A 19266-nucleotide genomic window follows, 5' to 3' on the forward strand; every position below is an offset into this window, starting at 1 on the left:
TCTTTGATCCTTTTTCATCTTTATAATGTTGATTTATTAAGTATAAAGTTTATTTGTTGAATGGAACTATAAAATAAAAAATACTTCTAATGTTTCACGTGAAACATTAGAAGCTATTCGCAGAAATCTTTTTTTTATGCTAAAATAAACTATCTGTAAAACAACGGGGGAGTCTTTATAATGAAAGAAAAAAGAATGAAACGGATTTTGGGTTCTGTATTCGTTCTCTTTTTATTAGAAATAATACTATTTTTCTTTGTAACTAATAAATATATTTCTATAATTGGATTATTCATACTCAATCTTATTTTAGTAAATCGAATTTTTTATTTGGCTAAACGAATGGAAATATCGAACGAGGAAAAAATCAGAGAAGCTAGTACAATTGCTGAAAAATCGCTAGATTATGCGTTTAATGAAGTATCTGTTGGAATTATAAATTATGATTTTGAAACGAAGGAAGCAAAATGGTTGAATCCGTTTGCAGAAAGTATTTTTAGAAAAGATGGTCAAACATTGATTAGTCCTGAATTAATACAAACGTATGTATCATTGGCTGAAAAAGGTAAAGATATTTTTAAAGTTGGTGAGCATGTTTATCGTTTTAATGTTGATGCAGAGCAAAATACAATTACATTCGAAGATATTACCAAAGAAAGTAATTTATACCAAGAAAAGTTAGAAATGCAGACGGCAATTGGTATTGTTTCAGTAGATAATTATGATGATATTACAGATAGTATGGATGAAAAGGAAATTTCCTATCTAAATAGTTTCATCACAACGATGGTTTCTGATTGGATGGATGAATATCAAGTTTTTTATAAAAGACTCAATGCGGAACGTTATTTTTTTATTGCGCAACTAGAAGATGTGAAAAAAATGATGGATAGCAAGTTTCAAATTCTAGATAAGATTAGAAAAGAATCTAGTACACGAGAGATAGCGATTACATTAAGTATGGGGATTTCTTATGGAGGAGATACATTAAGTCAAACGGGTGACACAGCTCAAACAAACTTGGACACAGCCCTAGTCAGAGGTGGTGATCAAGTTGTTGTTAAAGAAGCAAAAGATAATGCAAAGCCTATTTTTTACGGAGGAAGAACAGCATCTGTCGCAAAAAGAACGCGTGTTCGTTCTCGTGCAATGAGCACCGCTATTAAAGGAATACTATCTGAGTCTTCAGATGTTTATATCATGGGGCATCGTTTTCCCGATATGGATGCGATTGGCTCGGCATTTGGTATGGCCCGTTTGGCTAAATTTCATGGAAAAGAAGCTTGGGTTGTTCTGGAGAAACAAGAAATTACCTCTGATGTTGAGCGAGTGATGGCTGAATTAGAAAAGTATCCTGAATTAGCTAGACAAATCATTGCACCTAAAGAAGCGATGAAAAGAAAAACAGACAGCAGTTTACTGATCATGGTTGATTACCACAAGCCGTCACTTTCGATTTCACAAGAGTTATATGAACGGTTCGATAAAGTAGTGATTATAGACCATCATCGTCGTGGAGACGAATTTCCAGCAAAACCATTACTTTCTTATATCGAATCGTCTGCGTCATCTGCATCAGAGCTAGTAACAGAATTGATTGAATATCAAAGTAATACGAAACAACATTTAGACAAAGTGGAAGCAACATTACTACTCGCAGGAATTGTCATTGATACAAAAAGTTTTAGTATTCGTACCACTGCACGTACATTTGATGTTGCTAGTTATTTGAGAACTTGTGGTGCGGATTCATCTCTAGTACAATATTTATTAAGCTCAGATTTAACTAGCTATTTAGAGATGAATAGTTTGATTGCTAAAAGTGAGTATGTAAGAGCAGATACAGTCGTGGTTACTGGAAGTGAAGAGAAAGCATATGATAGTGTGACTGCCGCTAAAACAGCAGATACGTTGCTATCAATGGTTGGAATCAATGCAGCATTTGTCATCACTAAGCGAACAGATAAAAAGATAGGTATTAGTGCACGAAGTAATGGCTCGATAAACGTCCAGTTGATTATGGAAAACTTAGGCGGAGGTGGTCATTTTACGAATGCTGCGGTACAATTATCTAATGTAACGGTGGCTGAGGCAAAAGAACAGCTGCTAAAAGTGATCCATCAAAATACAGATGTGATGTATGATTCAGATTCGCACGGCTAGTTTTTTAAAGATCATATCCAGTTTAGCTTACAGTTAAAACACAATAAAATGAACCATTGATGTTGGTCATTCATTATTACATGAGGAGGAGTAATACGTATGAAAGTTATTTTTTTACAAGATGTTAAAGGTAAAGGAAAAAAAGGAGAAGTAAAAGAAGTACCAACAGGTTATGCACAAAATTTCCTAATAAAAAATGGCTATGCTCAAGAAGCCAATAAAGGTAGCATCAGCGCTCTTGCTGGTCAAAAGAAAGCACAAGAGAAACAAGATGCTGAAATTTTAGCCGAAGCGAAAAAAATGCAAGAATTTTTAGAAAAAGAAGAGACTGTTGTAGAGCTTAAAGCAAAGGCTGGAGAGGATGGACGTCTTTTTGGATCTATTCCTTCAAAACAAATCGCGGAGGCCTTAAACAAGCAATATAAGGTCAAATTGGACAAACGTAAGCTTGAACTATCTCAACCGATTCGATCATTAGGTTTTACAAAAGTTCCGGTGAAATTACACCATGAAGTAACGGCAACGATTAAAGTTCATGTAGTTGAAGAATAATGAGTAAAAAAGCAGAGAATTTCTCTGTTTTTTTAGTTCCTTTGATACGTAAATGATACATGATTGTCAGTGTACATTTAGGCTATTTCTTGTTAAAATAAAAAGACTGAACAGGTCCGAACAAATGGTGAGAATGAGACAAATGAAAGAGTTCCATTCCGATTTACTGATTGGTTATACCTAAGTAAATTGTGTTGATCTCAAAGATATAGGAGAGAAAAAAATGAGTGAAGTATGGCAAGATCGAGTACCGCCCCACAGTATGGAAGCTGAACAGGCCGTTTTAGGGTCGGTTTTTTTAGATGCTGAGGTTATTATCGATGCTTTAGAATACATAGAACCAAAAGATTTTTATCGCCGTAATCATCAATTGATTTTTCAGACTATGCTTACCTTGAATGATCGAAATGAGGCAATTGATGTTATCACGATCAAAGATCGTTTGGAGCAAGAGAATTTATTAGAAGATGTTGGTGGTTTAAGTTATCTATCTGACTTAGCTTTAGCTGTACCAACTGCGGCAAATATTGTCTATTATGCGAAAATCGTTGAGCAAAAATCACTGCTACGTAACTTGATTCAAACGGCAACAGAAATTGTGACTAAAGGTTTTGAACAAGGTGAAGATGTTGAAACCATACTAGACGATGCCGAACGCAGCATTTTGGAAGTTTCTGAAAAAAGAAATCGAAGTGGTTTTTTATCGATTGCAGATGTTTTAAATACATCGATTGCTAATATTGACCAACTATACCAAAATGACGAAGAAATTACAGGTTTACCGACAGGCTATCCAGCATTAGATAAAATGACAGCCGGCTTACAAGCAGAAGAATTGATTATTTTAGCTGCCCGTCCAGCCGTAGGGAAGACCGCTTTTGCATTGAATATTGCTCAAAATATTGGGACTAAAACAGATCGTTCTGTTGCTATTTTCAGTTTGGAAATGGGGGCAGAATCATTAGTGAACCGGATGCTTTGTGCGGAAGGTTCGATTGAAGCGGGGCATTTGCGGACAGGACAATTGTCAGAAGATGAATGGCAAAATCTGATTATTGCGATGGGAAGTTTATCTAGAGCCCAAATTTTTATTGATGATACGCCGGGTATTAAAATTACAGAAATACGAGCAAAATGCCGTAAATTAGCACAAGAACGTGGTAATCTTGGTCTGATTTTGATCGATTACTTGCAATTGATCGAAGGAACTGGCCGCGAAAGTCGTCAACAAGAAGTATCTGAAATATCCCGTCAGTTAAAAAAATTAGCAAAAGAATTAAAAGTTCCTGTTATTGCCTTATCACAGCTATCTCGTGGTGTGGAACAACGTCAGGATAAACGTCCTGTGCTAAGTGATATCCGTGAATCTGGATCGATCGAGCAAGATGCCGATATCGTTGCATTTTTATATCGTGATGATTATTATGAGCGTGGTGAAGGCGGAGAAGACGGTGATCATGAACCGCCAGAAATTGATAATGTTATTGAAGTCATTATTGAAAAAAACAGAAGTGGTGCCAGGGGAACGGTTGAACTGCTCTTTATTAAGGAATTTAATAAATTTGCTTCACTTTCCCAAAGACCAGACGATTTTTAGGTAGTATATAAAAACCAACTGTGAATCAACACGAATGTTGATCTACAGTTGGTTTTTCTTACCATAATTCTGTTATCATCAAAAATCCTGGTATCCAAGCAGTAACGATACCTTCAAAAATTGCTAAGTATAAAACAAATTTTCCAATTGGAAGAGCCAAAACGTTTTGCAGAAATCCGCAAAACCACAAAATCCCCCAAAGAATCCAGATGATAGCAAAGCGCCAATCACCACTAGCGTAAGCAAGATATGCACAAGGAATCGCATTTACAGCAACAAATAATCCAAAAATACCATAAGAGCGCCAATCTAAATCAAATAAGTAGATAACCCCCATCAATAGATTTGTACAAGCAAACAAAAATCCTGTACCCGCTGCAAAATAATCGCCTCGCAATAATAAAGTTGCATTCACTATAAATGTTAAACTTCCTGTAAATAAGTTTATAAATGCAGTAGATTTGCCATTTACCCCAGCTAATCCGCAATAGCCGTTACTAATCAATGTGATACCAACAAATAATAATACAACACCTAACAAAATAAAAATCCTCCTATATAAAAATGAATTGCGTATTATATTTTACGCTAAAATCGTAGAAAAGTAATCAACAATTTGTTATTTATCATCAAAAAGTTTATGAAAGAGAGGTATCTGTTTTTTTCTAATGATGAAATCCTTCCATTAATATTCGCCTTTTTATTCAATGGTTTTACATCTAATAAATAATGTTCGTGTTTTAACCGTTTTTCATTTTTTAAAAATACTAATATTCGATTTTTTGGTTGAAAGCGTTCTGTTTTACTGGTACAATGAATCAGGACAAAATAATTTAGAACGAGGTGTTCGAATGTCATCAGTTGTAGTAGTTGGAACGCAGTGGGGCGATGAAGGAAAAGGAAAGATCACAGATTTTTTAAGTGAGAATGCTGAGGTCATCGCACGTTATCAAGGCGGAGATAATGCAGGTCATACCATTAAATTTGATGGTGTTACTTATAAACTACACTTGATTCCTTCTGGTATCTTTTACAAAGAAAAAATCAGCGTAATCGGAAATGGCGTTGTAGTTAATCCAAAATCGTTAGTAAAAGAACTAGCTTATTTAAAAGAAAATAATGTCACAACAGATAATTTACGTATTTCAGATCGTGCACATGTCATTTTGCCTTACCACATCAAATTGGATCAATTACAAGAAGATGCAAAAGGCGACAATAAAATCGGTACAACAATCAAAGGAATCGGACCAGCCTATATGGACAAAGCAGCTCGTGTTGGTATCCGTGTAGCTGATTTATTAGACAAAGAGATCTTTGAAGAACGTTTGAAAATCAATCTAGAAGAAAAAAATCGTCAATTCGTCAAAATGTTCGACAGTGAACCTATTGCGTTTGAAGATATTTTTGAAGAATATTATGAGTACGGCCAACAAATCAAACAATACGTAACAGACACTTCTGTTATTTTAAACGATGCATTAGATGCTGGTAAGCGTGTGTTATTTGAAGGCGCACAAGGCGTTATGTTGGATATCGATCAAGGAACTTATCCATTTGTAACCTCATCAAATCCAGTTGCTGGAGGCGTTACGATTGGAAGCGGTGTTGGACCTTCTAAGATCAATAAAGTCGTGGGTGTATGTAAAGCTTATACCTCACGTGTTGGTGATGGTCCGTTCCCTACAGAATTGTTTGATGAAACAGGAGAAACAATTCGTAAAGTTGGGAAAGAGTACGGTACAACGACAGGTCGTCCACGTCGTGTGGGTTGGTTTGATACTGTTGTGATGCGTCATTCTAAACGTGTCTCAGGAATTACAAACCTATCATTGAATTCAATTGATGTATTAAGTGGATTAGATACTGTAAAAATCTGTACAGCGTACGAATTAGATGGTGAATTAATTTATCATTATCCAGCAAGCTTGAAAGAATTAAGCCGTTGTAAGCCTGTTTATGAAGAATTACCAGGCTGGTCAGAAGACATCACTGGCTGTAAAACATTAGCAGATCTTCCAGCGAATGCAAGAAACTATGTACACCGTATCTCTGAATTGGTCGGCGTACGCATTTCAACATTTTCAGTAGGTCCAGACCGTAACCAAACCAACGTATTAGAAAGTGTTTGGGCACAAATTTAAAACATAAATTACGAGATTAGATAGAAGTGTCTAATCTAGAATCCACATGAGTGGGATATGACTCAAAGAGTGATGTCCCACTCATTTTTTTGATTCATTTTTTTCCTACAAGTTCCTAATTTTGGCTGTCCATTCCTTTAATAAAATATGAGCAACCATCAATTATATGTTAAAATAGAAAAACAGCTAGGGAGGATTTAAAATGACATTTAAAGTAATGACAGATTCATGTTGTGATTTACCATATACATATTTAGAAGCTAATGAGGTTGATTTTATTAGTATGACCATCCAACTAAATGGAGAAGAGTTGGTGGATGATTTAGGGAAAACATTTGATTATGATTGGTTTTTGCAAGAAATAAAAACAGGCGGTATGCCAACGACCTCTCAAGTCAATGTGGGACGCTATATTGAATTTTTTAGACCTTATGTGGAAAAGAAAATCCCTATACTATACTTGGCTTTTTCTTCAGGATTAAGTGGTTCTTATCAAAGCGCCATGCAAGCTGTTGATATTCTTAAAGAAGAATACAATGATGCCGAAATTTATGTTATTGATACAAAAGCGGCTAGTTTAGGAGAAGGGCTACTGGTCAGCGAAGTGATTCAGCTCAAAGAGGCTGGGCATACTTTAGAAGAGATTTTACTATGGTTATCAGAAAACAAGATGACCGTGCATTCATGGGTTACAGTGGATGATTTAAAGCATCTAGAACGTGGCGGTAGAATTTCCAAAGCAGCAGCAGCAATCGGCGGATTGATGAATGTAAAACCGATTATTGTTGTTGACGGGCAAGGTAAATTACAAAATATCGGAAAAGTTCGTGGACGTAGCAAAGCGTTGAAGAAACTAGCGGATGAAACAGTTCAAGGATTAGTAGAGCCTTTAAAGCAAACCGTATTTATTGCTTATGCAGGCGATTTAGAAAGCGCAGAGAAAGTCAATTCATTGATCGAAGAACAAGTTGAGGTGAAAGAAATTCGCATATATCCACTAGGACCAACGATTACCAGTCATACAGGAAATGGCTGTATTGCAGTATTTTCTAGAGGGAAGAAAAGATCGTAATGATCGTTAAACTAATTGAATATAAATCATAGTAATACAGGTGTTAATCAGGCACTTTTTGAACGTTAGACGTTTTCAAAAAGTACCTGATTGCACCTGTTTTTTTGCGGGAATTTTTTAAATACAGCATAGTGAATGTTTTTTGGGAGTATCTTGACAGAAAATTAAAAGAGCAAGTAGTCGGATGTACAGTATGATTATTTTGTAGAACAATTAAATAACTTGTTTATACATTAACCGTCAATTTAATTATGAAAGAAAATGAAAAATAGAAGATTATTCAGCTGCACGCTCATTGATGTAGCACGAATCTAATTAGTAGAAATAAAGAAAGTGAGAGGTGAAAGAAATGTCTATAATAACAACAATTGAGGAATTTTGGGAAGTTATTGATGAAATAAGGATAGAAAGAGAGTTGAATTGGTCCGACATTGCTGGCAGTAATGCGAAGTTGGCTGCTAGTAAAAAATGGAACCCAACGTTAGCTTGTATTTTTAAAATGCAAAAGAAACTAGATATAAACCTTATGAATACGATCGCTTATGACGTATTAGAATCAGCAAGTTTCGTTAATAAAGATCCGGAATCTCCAAAGAAAATGGAGCTCATTTATCAATGGATTCAATCAGAGCATTGGATGGAGGATGAAGAAACGGTGCAAAAGGTACAGGAATTAGCGACAACGATTATTTAATAAAAGGGCTTAAAAAAGGAGTTTGTTACTTAGGAGAAGTAAAGGTTAGATCATTAAAGGGAGGCAACAAAATGAAAAAATCAACATTTAACTACATTAAAGACATCTTAGCAGATTACCCAAGAGTGGATGAATACATCAAACAACGGGAAGAAGAACTAAGATACCCTTATCGTGAAAATGACTTAAATGCAGGAATCAAAGGACATGGCGCTGGATATGATGTTCAAGATCGATTAATGATTACGATTGAACAAGATCAAAGATTAGCAGCCTTGGAAAGAAATAAACGAGTGGTTTCCAACCTATTAGAAGAATGCTGTGAAGATACGAAAGTAATCATCCAAGAGCTGTATATGCGCCGAATGCCCAAGTATACGATTCAAGGTTTGATCACAAATGGCCTTATTTTTGTTGGTAGAACAAAGGCCTTTGAATTACGAGACTGGTTCTTTTTACAAGTAGCAAAAGATTTAAATTTGAACATTTAAGTATGAACGATAATCGGATTTTTGAAGCAAAGTTTCATTGTAAGATGATAGTATCAAAAATAGTTGTTACAGCATAAACGGCTAAAAATAACGATTTTTGATACATAAAAAAGTTTCTAACAGGCAAACATAGTCTAGAAACGAAACAGATACCTCAGTGAATCGTTGAAAGTCAATAGACGAACGATAATCGAATTTTCAGATGTTCGTTTCATTGTAAGATACTTATTGAAGATGAATGATTAGAGCACTGACTGACGGAAGCTCAACCAATAGAATAGATTATCTTCCAGTCAAACGTGCTGTAATAGCCAAAAACATCTGACAACTCCGGTAGATAGATTTTTTATCAAGTCAGGCAATCGTCTGATAAAAATGTATCTCCGTTTATATAGATCAGGATGTGACGATCGCACATCTCAAAAAGATTTGTATAAAGCGCTTAAACTGAGGTTCATAAATACTATCAGAAGTAAGAGAAAAGTGAGGGAAGCCAATGCCTAAGTATTTTAAACTAATTGATGCAATCGACACAATAACGACGTTAAATGTCGCCAGTCAAAAAAATGGAGCAACGGTCTACAACCATGTTCGTTTAAAACCAGGCGAATGTCATGAAGTAGGCAATGACCAAGTATTTATCCGCTCATTGCAGAATATGCAAGTCGAAAGACCTTATTCCTTAGAGTTGGTCAATGAGTTGTCTTCTTTAGGTGTGAAATACACAGAAAAAATATGTAAATCTTGTGGCGGCCGTATCAAGAAAGTCTCTTACTCAGTGATAGAATTTATTGATGAATGAATCTTAGTCGACTAAGAAAAAGGCAACAATTGGAGGCTAAGCGATGAAAATTCAATTTCTAGGAATTAAAAATCAAGTAAAAAAATCTGGCTGTTCATCTTGCGGCAGCAGACAAGTGTCAAAACATACCTTTCAGCGTGAAACACGAATGGTTTTACCAAGCGGACAAACCAAAACTTTTTATGTTGGTGAAGTGAGTAATGTGATGGATCAAGATGGACACTTTCTACTCAATCAGACATACACTTTGGATGGACAAACGGTAAAAATGTTTAAAGAAGGACAATAGTGGATAGAGCTGAAGGGATAAATACTATCTAGCTATGCGAGCTAGACTCTCGGAAAAAGATAAAACAGAACGCCTCTGGTATGTTTTCCAGTCGAGACTAAACGAGCTCGCTTCGCTTTTAAAATTAGGAGGAAAGAAAATGGCTAAAGAGAAAAAAACAAAAGAAGTAACAAAGAAGGACGCTGTGGATGCACAAGTGTTTATTCAGAGAAAATTACAAGTATTAAATAAAAAATCTGGCGGAAGATATGAGCGCGACGCAACACGTGTCGTTCAAAACAATCAATAATAGGGGGAATTATAAATGACAAGATGTAGCAATGATACATTGATTTCTAAAATTGGAATGAAATCATTAAATAAATTAATGGAAGTTGACTTTGCCGTATTGACGGATATTGACAGCTGCGTAAAAGTAAATACAAAAAATTATATTGATCATACTGGAACAAGTGCGGTTTATAACGTGTACAGCACACCAGAAGACATGTTTAATTGTTTAGCAGAAGGCTGCAAAAATTCAGGTACATTAACTGTGATGAATGCTGCTGGCGCAACATCAGGTGCTTCTTTTGGAGTAAATGCAGATGCGACAGAATTTGCAGCAGGAGTGATTACGTACTATATTCACTTCCCAGCAGCAGGAACATACGGTGTAGAAACAACTATTTCTGATATTGCGGATCAAAATCAATCAGATTCAGATGTGTACCAAAAACAAGTCACTGTAAAAGAAGCTGGTTTCCAACCAGTTGTTATTGATTTATCTAAACTTCCAGAGGCTATTAGCGGTACAGGTTGGATGGCAAGTGAGAATGGGATTATTATTCATGTGGATGTCACTCCGGAAAACGCTACGCTTTCAACTATTGGATTTTCTTCAATCTATGTGTACAACAGTATCGAAGATTTTGAAGTCAATGATGTTGTTAAAATTGGCTGTATCGATGAATTTGCAGGTGAATTAACTGTTGATCCAGTTGAAGCAAGCTGCTTTGGCGCAGGTTATGACGCAACAAGTATTGCTATCGAAAGAACATTAACAGGTAAGAGTGCAACAGCGAACTACTGGAAACTAAACCCATTGATGTCTAAAGGAACATTAACAAGTGGTTGGGTAATTCAAACGGCTGAAAAAGCAGTTTCAGCAACGACAATCGAAGGCGTAGACTATGGTTACGTTCAACTTGCGGACATGAATATGGAAGAATGTGCGTTTACATCAGCTGCAATTGCAGATAGCTGTAATGTAACAGAATCATTATTGAACCGTGTAAACACACCAGCAGTCGTTGAAATCAACGAAAAACAATTTATCGTTTTAGCAGATGGAAAAATCTTATTCCATAAATCATTAGTTGGCAAAGACTTAGTGATTAGCTATCCGAAAAAAGTGGATGTAGAACACTTTGTTGGAAATGAAGACGTATTAGATGCACGTCGTGTACGTATGTCATTTACACAAGAACAAACAGATGGCGTGAAACAAAACTATGTATATAACAATGTTTTAATCACATCATTCCCTGGAACTGTAAACAACGAAGAAACAACATTTGAATTTACAATTTCAGTACAACGCGATAAAAATGGTAACTTCTTTGAAATGTATCGTGTAGCGGAGTAATATAAATTATTTAGCTTTGCGGGCTACTATTTATTGGCCCGTTCAGCTTATATAGCTTCAAGAGCTAGCACCTCGGAAAAAAGATAAAATACGAGTGAGTCAAAAAGCGCCTCAATCATATTTTCCTATTTTTCAGTCGGCGCAGAACGAGCTCTTTCAGCTTTTAACATTATCTAGCTTCAAGAGCTAGCCTTTCGGGAAAAAGAGAAAATCTGATTGTGACCAAAAGCGTCACCCTCATATTTTCCTATTTTTCAGTCGGTGCTGAATGAGCTCTTTCAGCTTTTAAAATTATCTAGCTTCAAGAGCTAGCCTTTCGGGAAAAAGAGAAAATCTGATTGTGACCAAAAGCGTCACCCTCATATTTTCCTATTTTCCAGTCAAGGCTGAACGAGCTCTTTCAGCTTTTAACACTATCTAGCTTCAAGAGCTAGCACCTCGGAAAAAAGATAAAATATGAGTGAGTCAAAAAGCGCCTCAATCATATTTTCCTATTTTTCAGTCGGTGCTGAACGAGCTCTTTCAGCTTTTAAAATTATCTAGCTTCACAGGCTAGTCTCTCGGAAAAAAGATAAAACCTGAATGAGTCAAAGAACGCCTCAGTCATGTTTTTCTATTTTTCAGTCGAGACTAATGAGCCTGTTCAGCTTTTAAAATTAGGAGGAACAGTGATGACAGAAAAAGGCATGAAAGCCGCTGATTTTTTAGCGATCAGCAATAATTTGAAAAAAACAAATGAAAATGATACACCTTTTGCGGTGGTAAAGGATCAAGAGGTTTCTGTGATTGGTGATGCCAATAAAACGGAAGTAAAAAAAGCTGATTACAGTGTGAGATTCCGTGTCCCTCAATCTCATTTTGAGCAAAAGCCAGAAGGTGCAAAAGAAGTGGGTTCTTATTATGTTTTCAGCGTTGCGTTTGAAGATGTAACGATTACTCCACGTTCAGATTTAAGAATTGTTGATGCAATCATGAAAATTATCCCGTTTTTCAATAAGTTGAAAGAAAATGGTGATATGGAAGAATTTAGCAAAGAAGAGCTATTATCTGTTTTTGTGAGTGCTGGTGACGATATTCACTTGGCAATCTATAATTTAGTTGCAACGTTCTTAGGGATTGATGATCAGATGGGCGAGTATATGCTGCCATTCTCTGTCATCGAAAACCTAAACAAAATCATGGAAAATCATCCAGAAGTCTTTAATGAAGCAGATGTTTTTTTCGGTTAATCTACAGACAAGCTTGTGAAAATGAGACTTCGGTGGAAAAAGAATCAGAAACATTTTTTGCTAATTTGAATATTTATACGTATATGGCGCATTATGTAGCGAAAGTATTAAAGCAGCGTCCGAATCTGATTTTAGATGGTTGGGGCGTTGCTGAATTATTGGTAGCTTATGGGCAATATGCGAATGAAGAAAGTTATAGTAATTTTCTGGAATGGAAATCGCTTGGGAACGAGACGAAACGTAAGGTTAAAAAACCGAAAGAGTATGCGGTCTTGTTTTATACGAATGATGATTTGGCGGATTAGTTGTTTTTTATGGAATAACAGGGACTCTGACAGAGTCTCTTTTTTGTTTGTGATAATAAAGAGTATGGCGATTAAACAGGACATGAACGATATCCGAATTTTTAGACGATATTTCTGTTGTAAGATGGTAGTATCGAAAGAATAGTTAAGGAAATGGCAAAAGGTTAATTCTAAGAGTGAAGATTTACATATGGATATCGATAACGAAGAAATAGCTGCTTACTAGGCAGCTATTTCTTTGACGTTTACAATGTAACTTTAATCAGCGGTGGTAAATTCAACAGAGACATCACGTACATGAACTTCATCACCCTCGTGTAATGTCACTCCTTGAGCTGTTTCACTATAAATGTCAGGTTTACCATCATCTGGATAAACTTTGGTTACTCGTTCTTTTCCTTTTGTAGAAGCCATATATTGTCGAAAAGGTATTTTGTCGCCGTTAGATGTTCTAACACTAACAGTACCAAATCCATCATCGACAGCTTTCAGGTTATATATGCCAGGAGCTAAGTCACCATTTTCTTTGATAATAAAGTCACCTGTTAATACTTTAGTAGTATCAGAGGATGTCGATTTTGTAAATTTGATGGATACCTTACGAATATGTACCTCATCTCCTTCATGTAATAGAACACCTTGAACGGTTTCGCTGTAGATATCAGGCTTACCATCATCTGGATAGATTTTTGTTACTTTATCTTGCCCTTTAGGGGAAGCCATGTAGCGACGAAAAGGCATTTTTTCACCGTTCTCTGTTTTAACGCTAACTGTGCCAAATCCGTCATCGATAGCTGTTAAATCATAAACACCTGGAAGAATTTCACTGTCTTTTCCAACAATAAAATCACCAGTTAGTGTTTTAGAGGTATTTTTTTCAGTTTTTTTAACTTTAGAATTGCTAGTGGCAGACTGATCAGTAGAGGAAATAGAATTTTGAGAATTATTGCAGGCTGACATTAAAACAATAGGAATTACCAGTAAAACCAATTTTTTCAATAGAAACACTCCTTGGTCCATGTTGTGATATTTATATAATAAGTAAAACATATTATAACATAAACTATAGTATTTTTTAATTGTAATTCTAAAATTAGACGATGGAACTTTAAATAATTAGTATAATTTTTTTCAAGGGCACTTTAATTAGCAGGAAGAAACATTATTTACATTCTGCTTGATAAACTTAGAAAGGAGGCGGAAAAAGTGGCAATAAAAAAAATAGGGATAAGTATAAATAGTAATGCTGAAGAGATTGAAAAACAATTTTCTAAGGTTTATTCTAAAATTAAACAAGTAAAATTTAACAAAACCAAATTTCAACCCAATTTTGAGAAGATTGAAAAAGTATTAGATCAGGCAAGAGGTTACAGTGGTATAGGAAATACCGCAAAATCTATCCAAAATGGGGCTGATGCACTTAAAAATATAAGCGATAAAGTTCCAGAAATAGTAGGGGGCGGTCCAGGCATAATAGGTACTGGAATTAATACGGTTAGTGAAGTTGTTCAGCTACTAGGTGAAGGAGCGAAAGTGATGGAAGAGATTAATAGTAAAGTTCCATCAAACTTAGATAAATTGACTCCAAAACTTTTTAATATGGGGGTAGCCATAGCTGGAATGGGAGGTGTTGTAGGAATTGTCGGTAAGCTAGCGGAGAAGAACTCAGAAGCAACAAGTGCAGGACTAGAAACAGTGGGAGGAATTACTAAGCTATTGGGCGAAGCTGCAGAATCACTGAAGCAAATCGATGCCAAAGTCCCATCAGATTTAGGAAAATTAGTACCTAAGTTACTAAATATGGGTGTGGCTATAAGTGGAATGGGTCTTCTTGTGATTGTTGCTGGGAAACTTTCTGAGAAAAATCCACTCGCAGCTCTTGCAGGTCTTGGTGTAGTGTGGGGAATAACAGAATTATTGATAAAATCTGCTGAAGCCTTGAAACAAATCAATAATAAAGTTCCCGGAAATCTTGGGAAAGTTACAGCTAAGATGCTTAGTATTGGAATAGCTATTGGTGGTATGAGTTTAATAGTAGGCGTAGTAGGTGCACTAGTTGCAACAGGTGTAGGTGCATTGATTGCTGGTTCAGGTCTAGTTACGGTTTATTTGGTTGCTTCTGAACTTATGCACGTTGCAGAGGCTATCAGTCAGCTTGATAAAAAGGTTCCGACAAATTTTAATAAGGTAAAACAGAAGATAAAAGTTATTGCTGAAGTTATTAAAGAATTCAGTACTTTAGGTAATCCTATTACACTTGTTAAAAATATTTTTGGTTCTCTGAGTACAGGATCTGTATCAAAAACGATTAAGATATTCATAGATATAGCAAAAGATTTTGAAAATCTTAGTAAATTTAAGATCCAATCTGTAGTGATTAAAAAGAAAATCCAAAGTATTCAAGAAGTATTGGAAACTATTAAAGGCAGTAACCTGATTCAAGCTTTAAATAGCAAGTTTAAAGCCTTTGATACAGCAGGTTTAGCTAACACTGTTTCTAATTTTGTTTCTATAGGTGAAGATTTTTCTAAGTTACAAGAGGTTTCATTTGATGATAAAGTTGTTGAAAGCAACTTAAAAAAAATTCAAGAAATATTAGAGATATTCAAGGGAGTAGAATTTCAGCAAATTTATGAGCATTTTAAAGAAGCGGGAGATACAATAGTTTTATCTGAAATGGTTGGTCAAATGCTTGAAATAGCTACTCATCTATCTGCTTTAGAAGAAATTCCTTTAGATACTGAAGCTGCTAAGAAAAAATTAGAAAAAATTCAAGAAGTGTTAAGTGTTTTTAAAGGAGGATCCTGGGCTGAACTGTTTGGCCATGGCTTAGAAGCAGCTGATAATTGGGTATTGACAAAAATGATAGATCAATTAAAAGAAATTAGCAGATTACTATCAGATTTTGATAAGCAAGCTTTAGATGAAGGAGCTTTAGCCTCTATATCGGAGAAAATTAAGAAACTTCAAGAGGTCTTAAGGCTTTTTGATGGAGCTGACTGGGATCAACTTTGGGAAAGTATTTTTGAATTAGCCGATACCTATGTTATTACAGCGACTATTGAAGTTCTTAAAAAAACGACAGATAAGTTAAAGATTCTAAATGAAGCAGCTAAAGACATTGATTTTGAGTCTGTTGGAAAAGTGATCTTAGAAATTCAGAAAGTTTTAAGCCATTTAAACAAGTCGACTTGGCAAGATCTATTGGATGATGCTATCACAGCAGGAGATTTATGGTTTGTAAGTAGTTCAATGAATAGGATTGCTGAAATTGCAAAAAGCTTAGAAAATACTCAAAAAACTAAATTTTCTTATGAAGTTGTTAAGAAAAAAATTGAGGACATTCAAGATGTAGTTAAGCTATTAGGTGAAGGTAAGAACTTTTTTGAGAAGATTGGTAGTATTTTTTCAGGAACATTTGATGAGGCAAAATTAATGCTAGCAGTCTCAAGTATGGAGAAAATTGTAGAGATTGCAAAAAGTTTGGAAATTTTACAAGAAATTACATTAAATAGAAAGAAAATTGACCAAAATATTGATTATATTAACAGCGCAATTGAAAAAATGGGTCAAGATAAACTATTAGATTTCTTTTCTAAGATGTTGAAGGCAGAAGATTGGATTGATATAAAGAATTCTGTGGATGCAATGATACCTGTGATGGAATCATTGAATAATCTGGTAAAAGACAAATTAGAGGACATTATGATTAATGATCGAATTACTAGGCTCAATAATATTATCAAAAATTTAGGACCAGACGGTCTTAAAACTAGTTTTGAAAATATGTTGAAGGCAGAAGAACTAATTGAAATCAAGAAAGCAGTAGAAGTTTTTATACAAATCATAGATATATTTGGAGATATTAATACTGCTGCAGAAAATATAGATTTTACAGCTGTTAATACAACAATTACAGATGTTACAGAAGCTGTAAAACGAATTGGCGACCTCGAAAGTACAACAGATGGGGTTGATCAAATTAAATTATTAATTGAATCGTTTGCCAAATTGATGGCAGATTTAAAAAAATTGGAAGGACAATTTCTTCTTATTGGAGCTAGTTATGGGCAGCAAATTATCGAAGGTTTTAATACAATGGAAGTATCCGCTTCTATTTTGAGACAAATTACTACTTTAATTCAATCGTTAAATAATAAGTTTGTAAACTTTTTGATGATTGGTACACTCTGGGGAATGTCTTTGAAAGGCGCATTCAATAATGCGATACAGAATTTGTTTTCTAGTATTGATACGCAAGTTGCAAATCTTAGTGAATATAACTCGGTATTTACATCTTTCGGAACTTTGCTAGGACAATCTTTTGTAGATAGTTTTGCAATTAAAATTGAAGGAATTAGTACAGCAGTCCAAAATCAAGTTGATAAGATTCAAAGCATAATTGATAATTCTTCTAATCCAGTTAGATCGGCTATTAATAAAGCCCAAAAAACAGGCAATTATGCAACTGGAGGTGAAGTAGCTGGTAATCGTTCATTAAGTGGTTTATCCAGCATTTTCAAAAAGAAAGGTACAGATACTGTACCAGCCATGCTAACACCAGGAGAATTTGTTCAGCGCAGAGCAGCTGTTAGTACCTTTGGTCTTGATTTTATGAATAAAGTAAACAATCTTGATGTTCGTGGAGCATTTAGCGCGTTGACAGGTAGATTTAATACTCAGTCAATGCTTATTCCGGCTGTTTCAACTGTTGTCAATAACATTAACCATACAACAAATAATGCTAATAGAGTGACACAAAATGTAGTTGGTGGAAATGCTGATTATATTATGAAACGAGCAAGTCGTTATTTAAGATAAGCTTTTAAATGATGAAACTGTTTATCTGTTGGTTATAAGTATAATAACTAAAAATAATTTCTTCCTTTTTGAAATGATATTTACAATTAACGGTCAAACAAATGAAGTTTCAGATGTCGATCTTAAGTTAAAAGGAAATATTGATGGAGAAATGAAAGATGATTTATCATATGAAGTAAGTAAAGGCAGAATGGTAGAACATTCTCTTTTCAACACTGATATAGCAGCACTAGCAGAAGTCCTGAAAAGCCTAGATTATTCTGATAAAGAAATCTTAGAATTCGCTCAGTGGTATTACAACAATAATAATTAACAAAAAGAACAAGAACAGCTTTTTAGCTGTTCTTGTTCTTTTTTATCTACCCAACCAACCCAAAAGAAAGGAGAAAACCATGACGATATTAAACAGAAAATACATCCAATTCAACGATCTTGTGATCGACAACTACGAAATGTTGCAATCAGCGGATCTAAGCGGCGGGTTTAAAACAGGTACAACAGAATATAGCTTCGGTCATGGAAGTTACGCTAATTTTAAAGCCAAGCAGCAGTTTTCTATGGAGCAATCGCTAAGCATGACATTAAAACTCGATACAAGGAAATTGAGCTGTGATCAAAAGAAATTTTATAAAGACTACGTATACATGAATCTTGTCAAAGCAGGTAAGTTATGGGCTATTGAAGGCGAACAGCTATTATGGACAAATGCTTTTATTAAGGATTTCAGCGAGTCTTATTCAATGGAACGACATGTCGTTAATTTTGATATTGATTTTGTGTTATACGAAGGAGTCTGGCACAAAGCAGATACCAAAAAAGTTTTTCTAAAACCATATGCAGCTTGCAATTTTATGGAATGTTTAGACTTTCAGGAAGTTGACGAGTGTCAGGATTGTTGTATTTCTTGCAGTCAAACGAACCATGAACCATGTCCAAAATGTGTCTGTGAATGTGAGTTTCTAAATGGAGAGAACTCGCTTTGCGAGCTGAAAAAAGAAATTACCAGTGCTTTTTATAGCCAATGTGGTGATACCTATCAGATCATCTATAACTGCGAGGCAGGGAAAAAGATTTGGTCTGAAGAAAAAATGCTTGGACATAAAATTTGTAAAGCAGAGCCATGTAAAGATATTATCGCAGGTCAATTCTATAGCGATACGATTCTAGACAGTGATAAGGTCACGATTACCTTGATTGGAGCAATGAAAGATCCTGTGGTTACCTTAAACGGCAATACGATGCAAATATTAGGTGAATATAACGGGAAGTTGACATTGACTGCGAGTGGCGAGATTTTTTATCTAGAAGATAAATGTTGTTCAGAAAAGACAATCAGTATCAATCAACTCGTTATACCTGTGGGCAATACATTTGGCTTTACAGTCCATCACGGGACGAACAGACTTATCGTAGAAACAAATAACTGTTGTGAAATGACTTGTGCGTATGTCAAAGTCGACAGATTAACGATTTAAAAAGG

18 protein-coding genes are annotated in these 19266 nt (G+C 35.2%); 16 read left to right on the forward strand and 2 right to left on the reverse strand.

Annotated features, from left to right (window positions below; all coding sequences use genetic code 11):
* The first annotated feature begins 180 nt into the window (after positions 1-180).
* The 3 genes from A5880_RS07860 (at position 181) to dnaB (ending at position 4312) form a co-directional block, all read left to right on the forward strand.
* Complete coding sequence (locus tag A5880_RS07860; protein WP_086330429.1) at positions 181-2163, forward strand: DHH family phosphoesterase; 1983 nt, start codon at positions 181-183, stop codon at positions 2161-2163.
* A 99-nt stretch (positions 2164-2262) separates the two neighbouring features.
* On the forward strand, positions 2263-2715 hold the full coding sequence (gene rplI / locus A5880_RS07865) for a 50S ribosomal protein L9 (protein WP_086330430.1): 453 nt from the start codon (positions 2263-2265) through the stop codon (positions 2713-2715).
* 223 nt (positions 2716-2938) lie between these two features.
* On the forward strand, positions 2939-4312 hold the full coding sequence (gene dnaB, locus A5880_RS07870) for a replicative DNA helicase (RefSeq protein WP_086330431.1): 1374 nt from the start codon (positions 2939-2941) through the stop codon (positions 4310-4312).
* A gap of 58 nt (positions 4313-4370) precedes the next feature.
* Here dnaB and A5880_RS07875 read toward each other — a convergent pair whose 3' ends face one another.
* The gene (locus A5880_RS07875; protein ID WP_086330432.1) at positions 4371-4853 is read right to left on the reverse strand and encodes an AmiS/UreI family transporter; all 483 of its coding nucleotides are present in this window, start codon (positions 4851-4853) and stop codon (positions 4371-4373) included.
* Between the two features lie 310 nt (positions 4854-5163).
* On the opposite strand from A5880_RS07875, the gene A5880_RS07880 reads away from it, so the two are divergent.
* From A5880_RS07880 to A5880_RS07925, 10 genes are all read left to right on the forward strand, one after another.
* The gene (locus A5880_RS07880; protein WP_086330433.1) at positions 5164-6456 is read left to right on the forward strand and encodes an adenylosuccinate synthase; all 1293 of its coding nucleotides are present in this window, start codon (positions 5164-5166) and stop codon (positions 6454-6456) included.
* A gap of 202 nt (positions 6457-6658) precedes the next feature.
* Positions 6659-7528 (forward strand): DegV family protein, encoded by an 870-nt coding sequence (locus A5880_RS07885; protein WP_086330434.1) that lies wholly within the window; start codon positions 6659-6661, stop codon positions 7526-7528.
* A gap of 349 nt (positions 7529-7877) precedes the next feature.
* Positions 7878-8222, forward strand: a complete 345-nt coding sequence (locus tag A5880_RS07890) for a hypothetical protein (protein WP_179190406.1) — start codon at positions 7878-7880, stop codon at positions 8220-8222.
* Between the two features lie 71 nt (positions 8223-8293).
* Positions 8294-8713, forward strand: a complete 420-nt coding sequence (locus tag A5880_RS07895) for a transcriptional regulator (protein ID WP_086330435.1) — start codon at positions 8294-8296, stop codon at positions 8711-8713.
* 496 nt (positions 8714-9209) lie between these two features.
* Positions 9210-9515 (forward strand): hypothetical protein, encoded by a 306-nt coding sequence (locus tag A5880_RS07900; protein WP_086330436.1) that lies wholly within the window; start codon positions 9210-9212, stop codon positions 9513-9515.
* A gap of 43 nt (positions 9516-9558) precedes the next feature.
* Positions 9559-9804, forward strand: a complete 246-nt coding sequence (locus tag A5880_RS07905) for a hypothetical protein (RefSeq protein WP_086330437.1) — start codon at positions 9559-9561, stop codon at positions 9802-9804.
* Positions 9805-9943: 139 nt separating this feature from the next.
* The gene (locus A5880_RS07910; RefSeq protein WP_179190407.1) at positions 9944-10093 is read left to right on the forward strand and encodes a hypothetical protein; all 150 of its coding nucleotides are present in this window, start codon (positions 9944-9946) and stop codon (positions 10091-10093) included.
* Between the two features lie 15 nt (positions 10094-10108).
* Positions 10109-11431: a hypothetical protein gene (locus A5880_RS07915; RefSeq protein WP_086330438.1), complete on the forward strand. Its 1323-nt coding sequence runs from the start codon at positions 10109-10111 to the stop codon at positions 11429-11431.
* A 671-nt stretch (positions 11432-12102) separates the two neighbouring features.
* Complete coding sequence (locus A5880_RS07920) at positions 12103-12660, forward strand: hypothetical protein (RefSeq protein ID WP_086330439.1); 558 nt, start codon at positions 12103-12105, stop codon at positions 12658-12660.
* A 32-nt stretch (positions 12661-12692) separates the two neighbouring features.
* Positions 12693-12965, forward strand: coding sequence for a hypothetical protein (locus tag A5880_RS07925; protein WP_256924807.1), 273 nt, complete (start codon positions 12693-12695; stop codon positions 12963-12965).
* A 258-nt stretch (positions 12966-13223) separates the two neighbouring features.
* Here the strand turns inward: A5880_RS07925 and A5880_RS07930 are convergent, their stop codons facing one another.
* Positions 13224-13964: a hypothetical protein gene (locus A5880_RS07930; RefSeq protein ID WP_086330440.1), complete on the reverse strand. Its 741-nt coding sequence runs from the start codon at positions 13962-13964 to the stop codon at positions 13224-13226.
* 207 nt (positions 13965-14171) lie between these two features.
* On the opposite strand from A5880_RS07930, the gene A5880_RS07935 reads away from it, so the two are divergent.
* The 3 genes from A5880_RS07935 (at position 14172) to A5880_RS07945 (ending at position 19261) form a co-directional block, all read left to right on the forward strand.
* Positions 14172-17786: a rhoptry family protein gene (locus A5880_RS07935; RefSeq protein WP_086330441.1), complete on the forward strand. Its 3615-nt coding sequence runs from the start codon at positions 14172-14174 to the stop codon at positions 17784-17786.
* Positions 17787-17937: 151 nt separating this feature from the next.
* Positions 17938-18099: a hypothetical protein gene (locus A5880_RS07940; protein WP_218776218.1), complete on the forward strand. Its 162-nt coding sequence runs from the start codon at positions 17938-17940 to the stop codon at positions 18097-18099.
* A gap of 79 nt (positions 18100-18178) precedes the next feature.
* Positions 18179-19261, forward strand: a complete 1083-nt coding sequence (locus A5880_RS07945) for a hypothetical protein (RefSeq protein WP_086330442.1) — start codon at positions 18179-18181, stop codon at positions 19259-19261.
* The last annotated feature ends 5 nt before the right edge of the window (positions 19262-19266 follow it).

Origin of the sequence: Enterococcus sp. 4G2_DIV0659, assembly GCF_002140715.2 — a bacterium.
Lineage (GTDB): Bacteria > Bacillota > Bacilli > Lactobacillales > Enterococcaceae > Enterococcus_L > Enterococcus_L mansonii.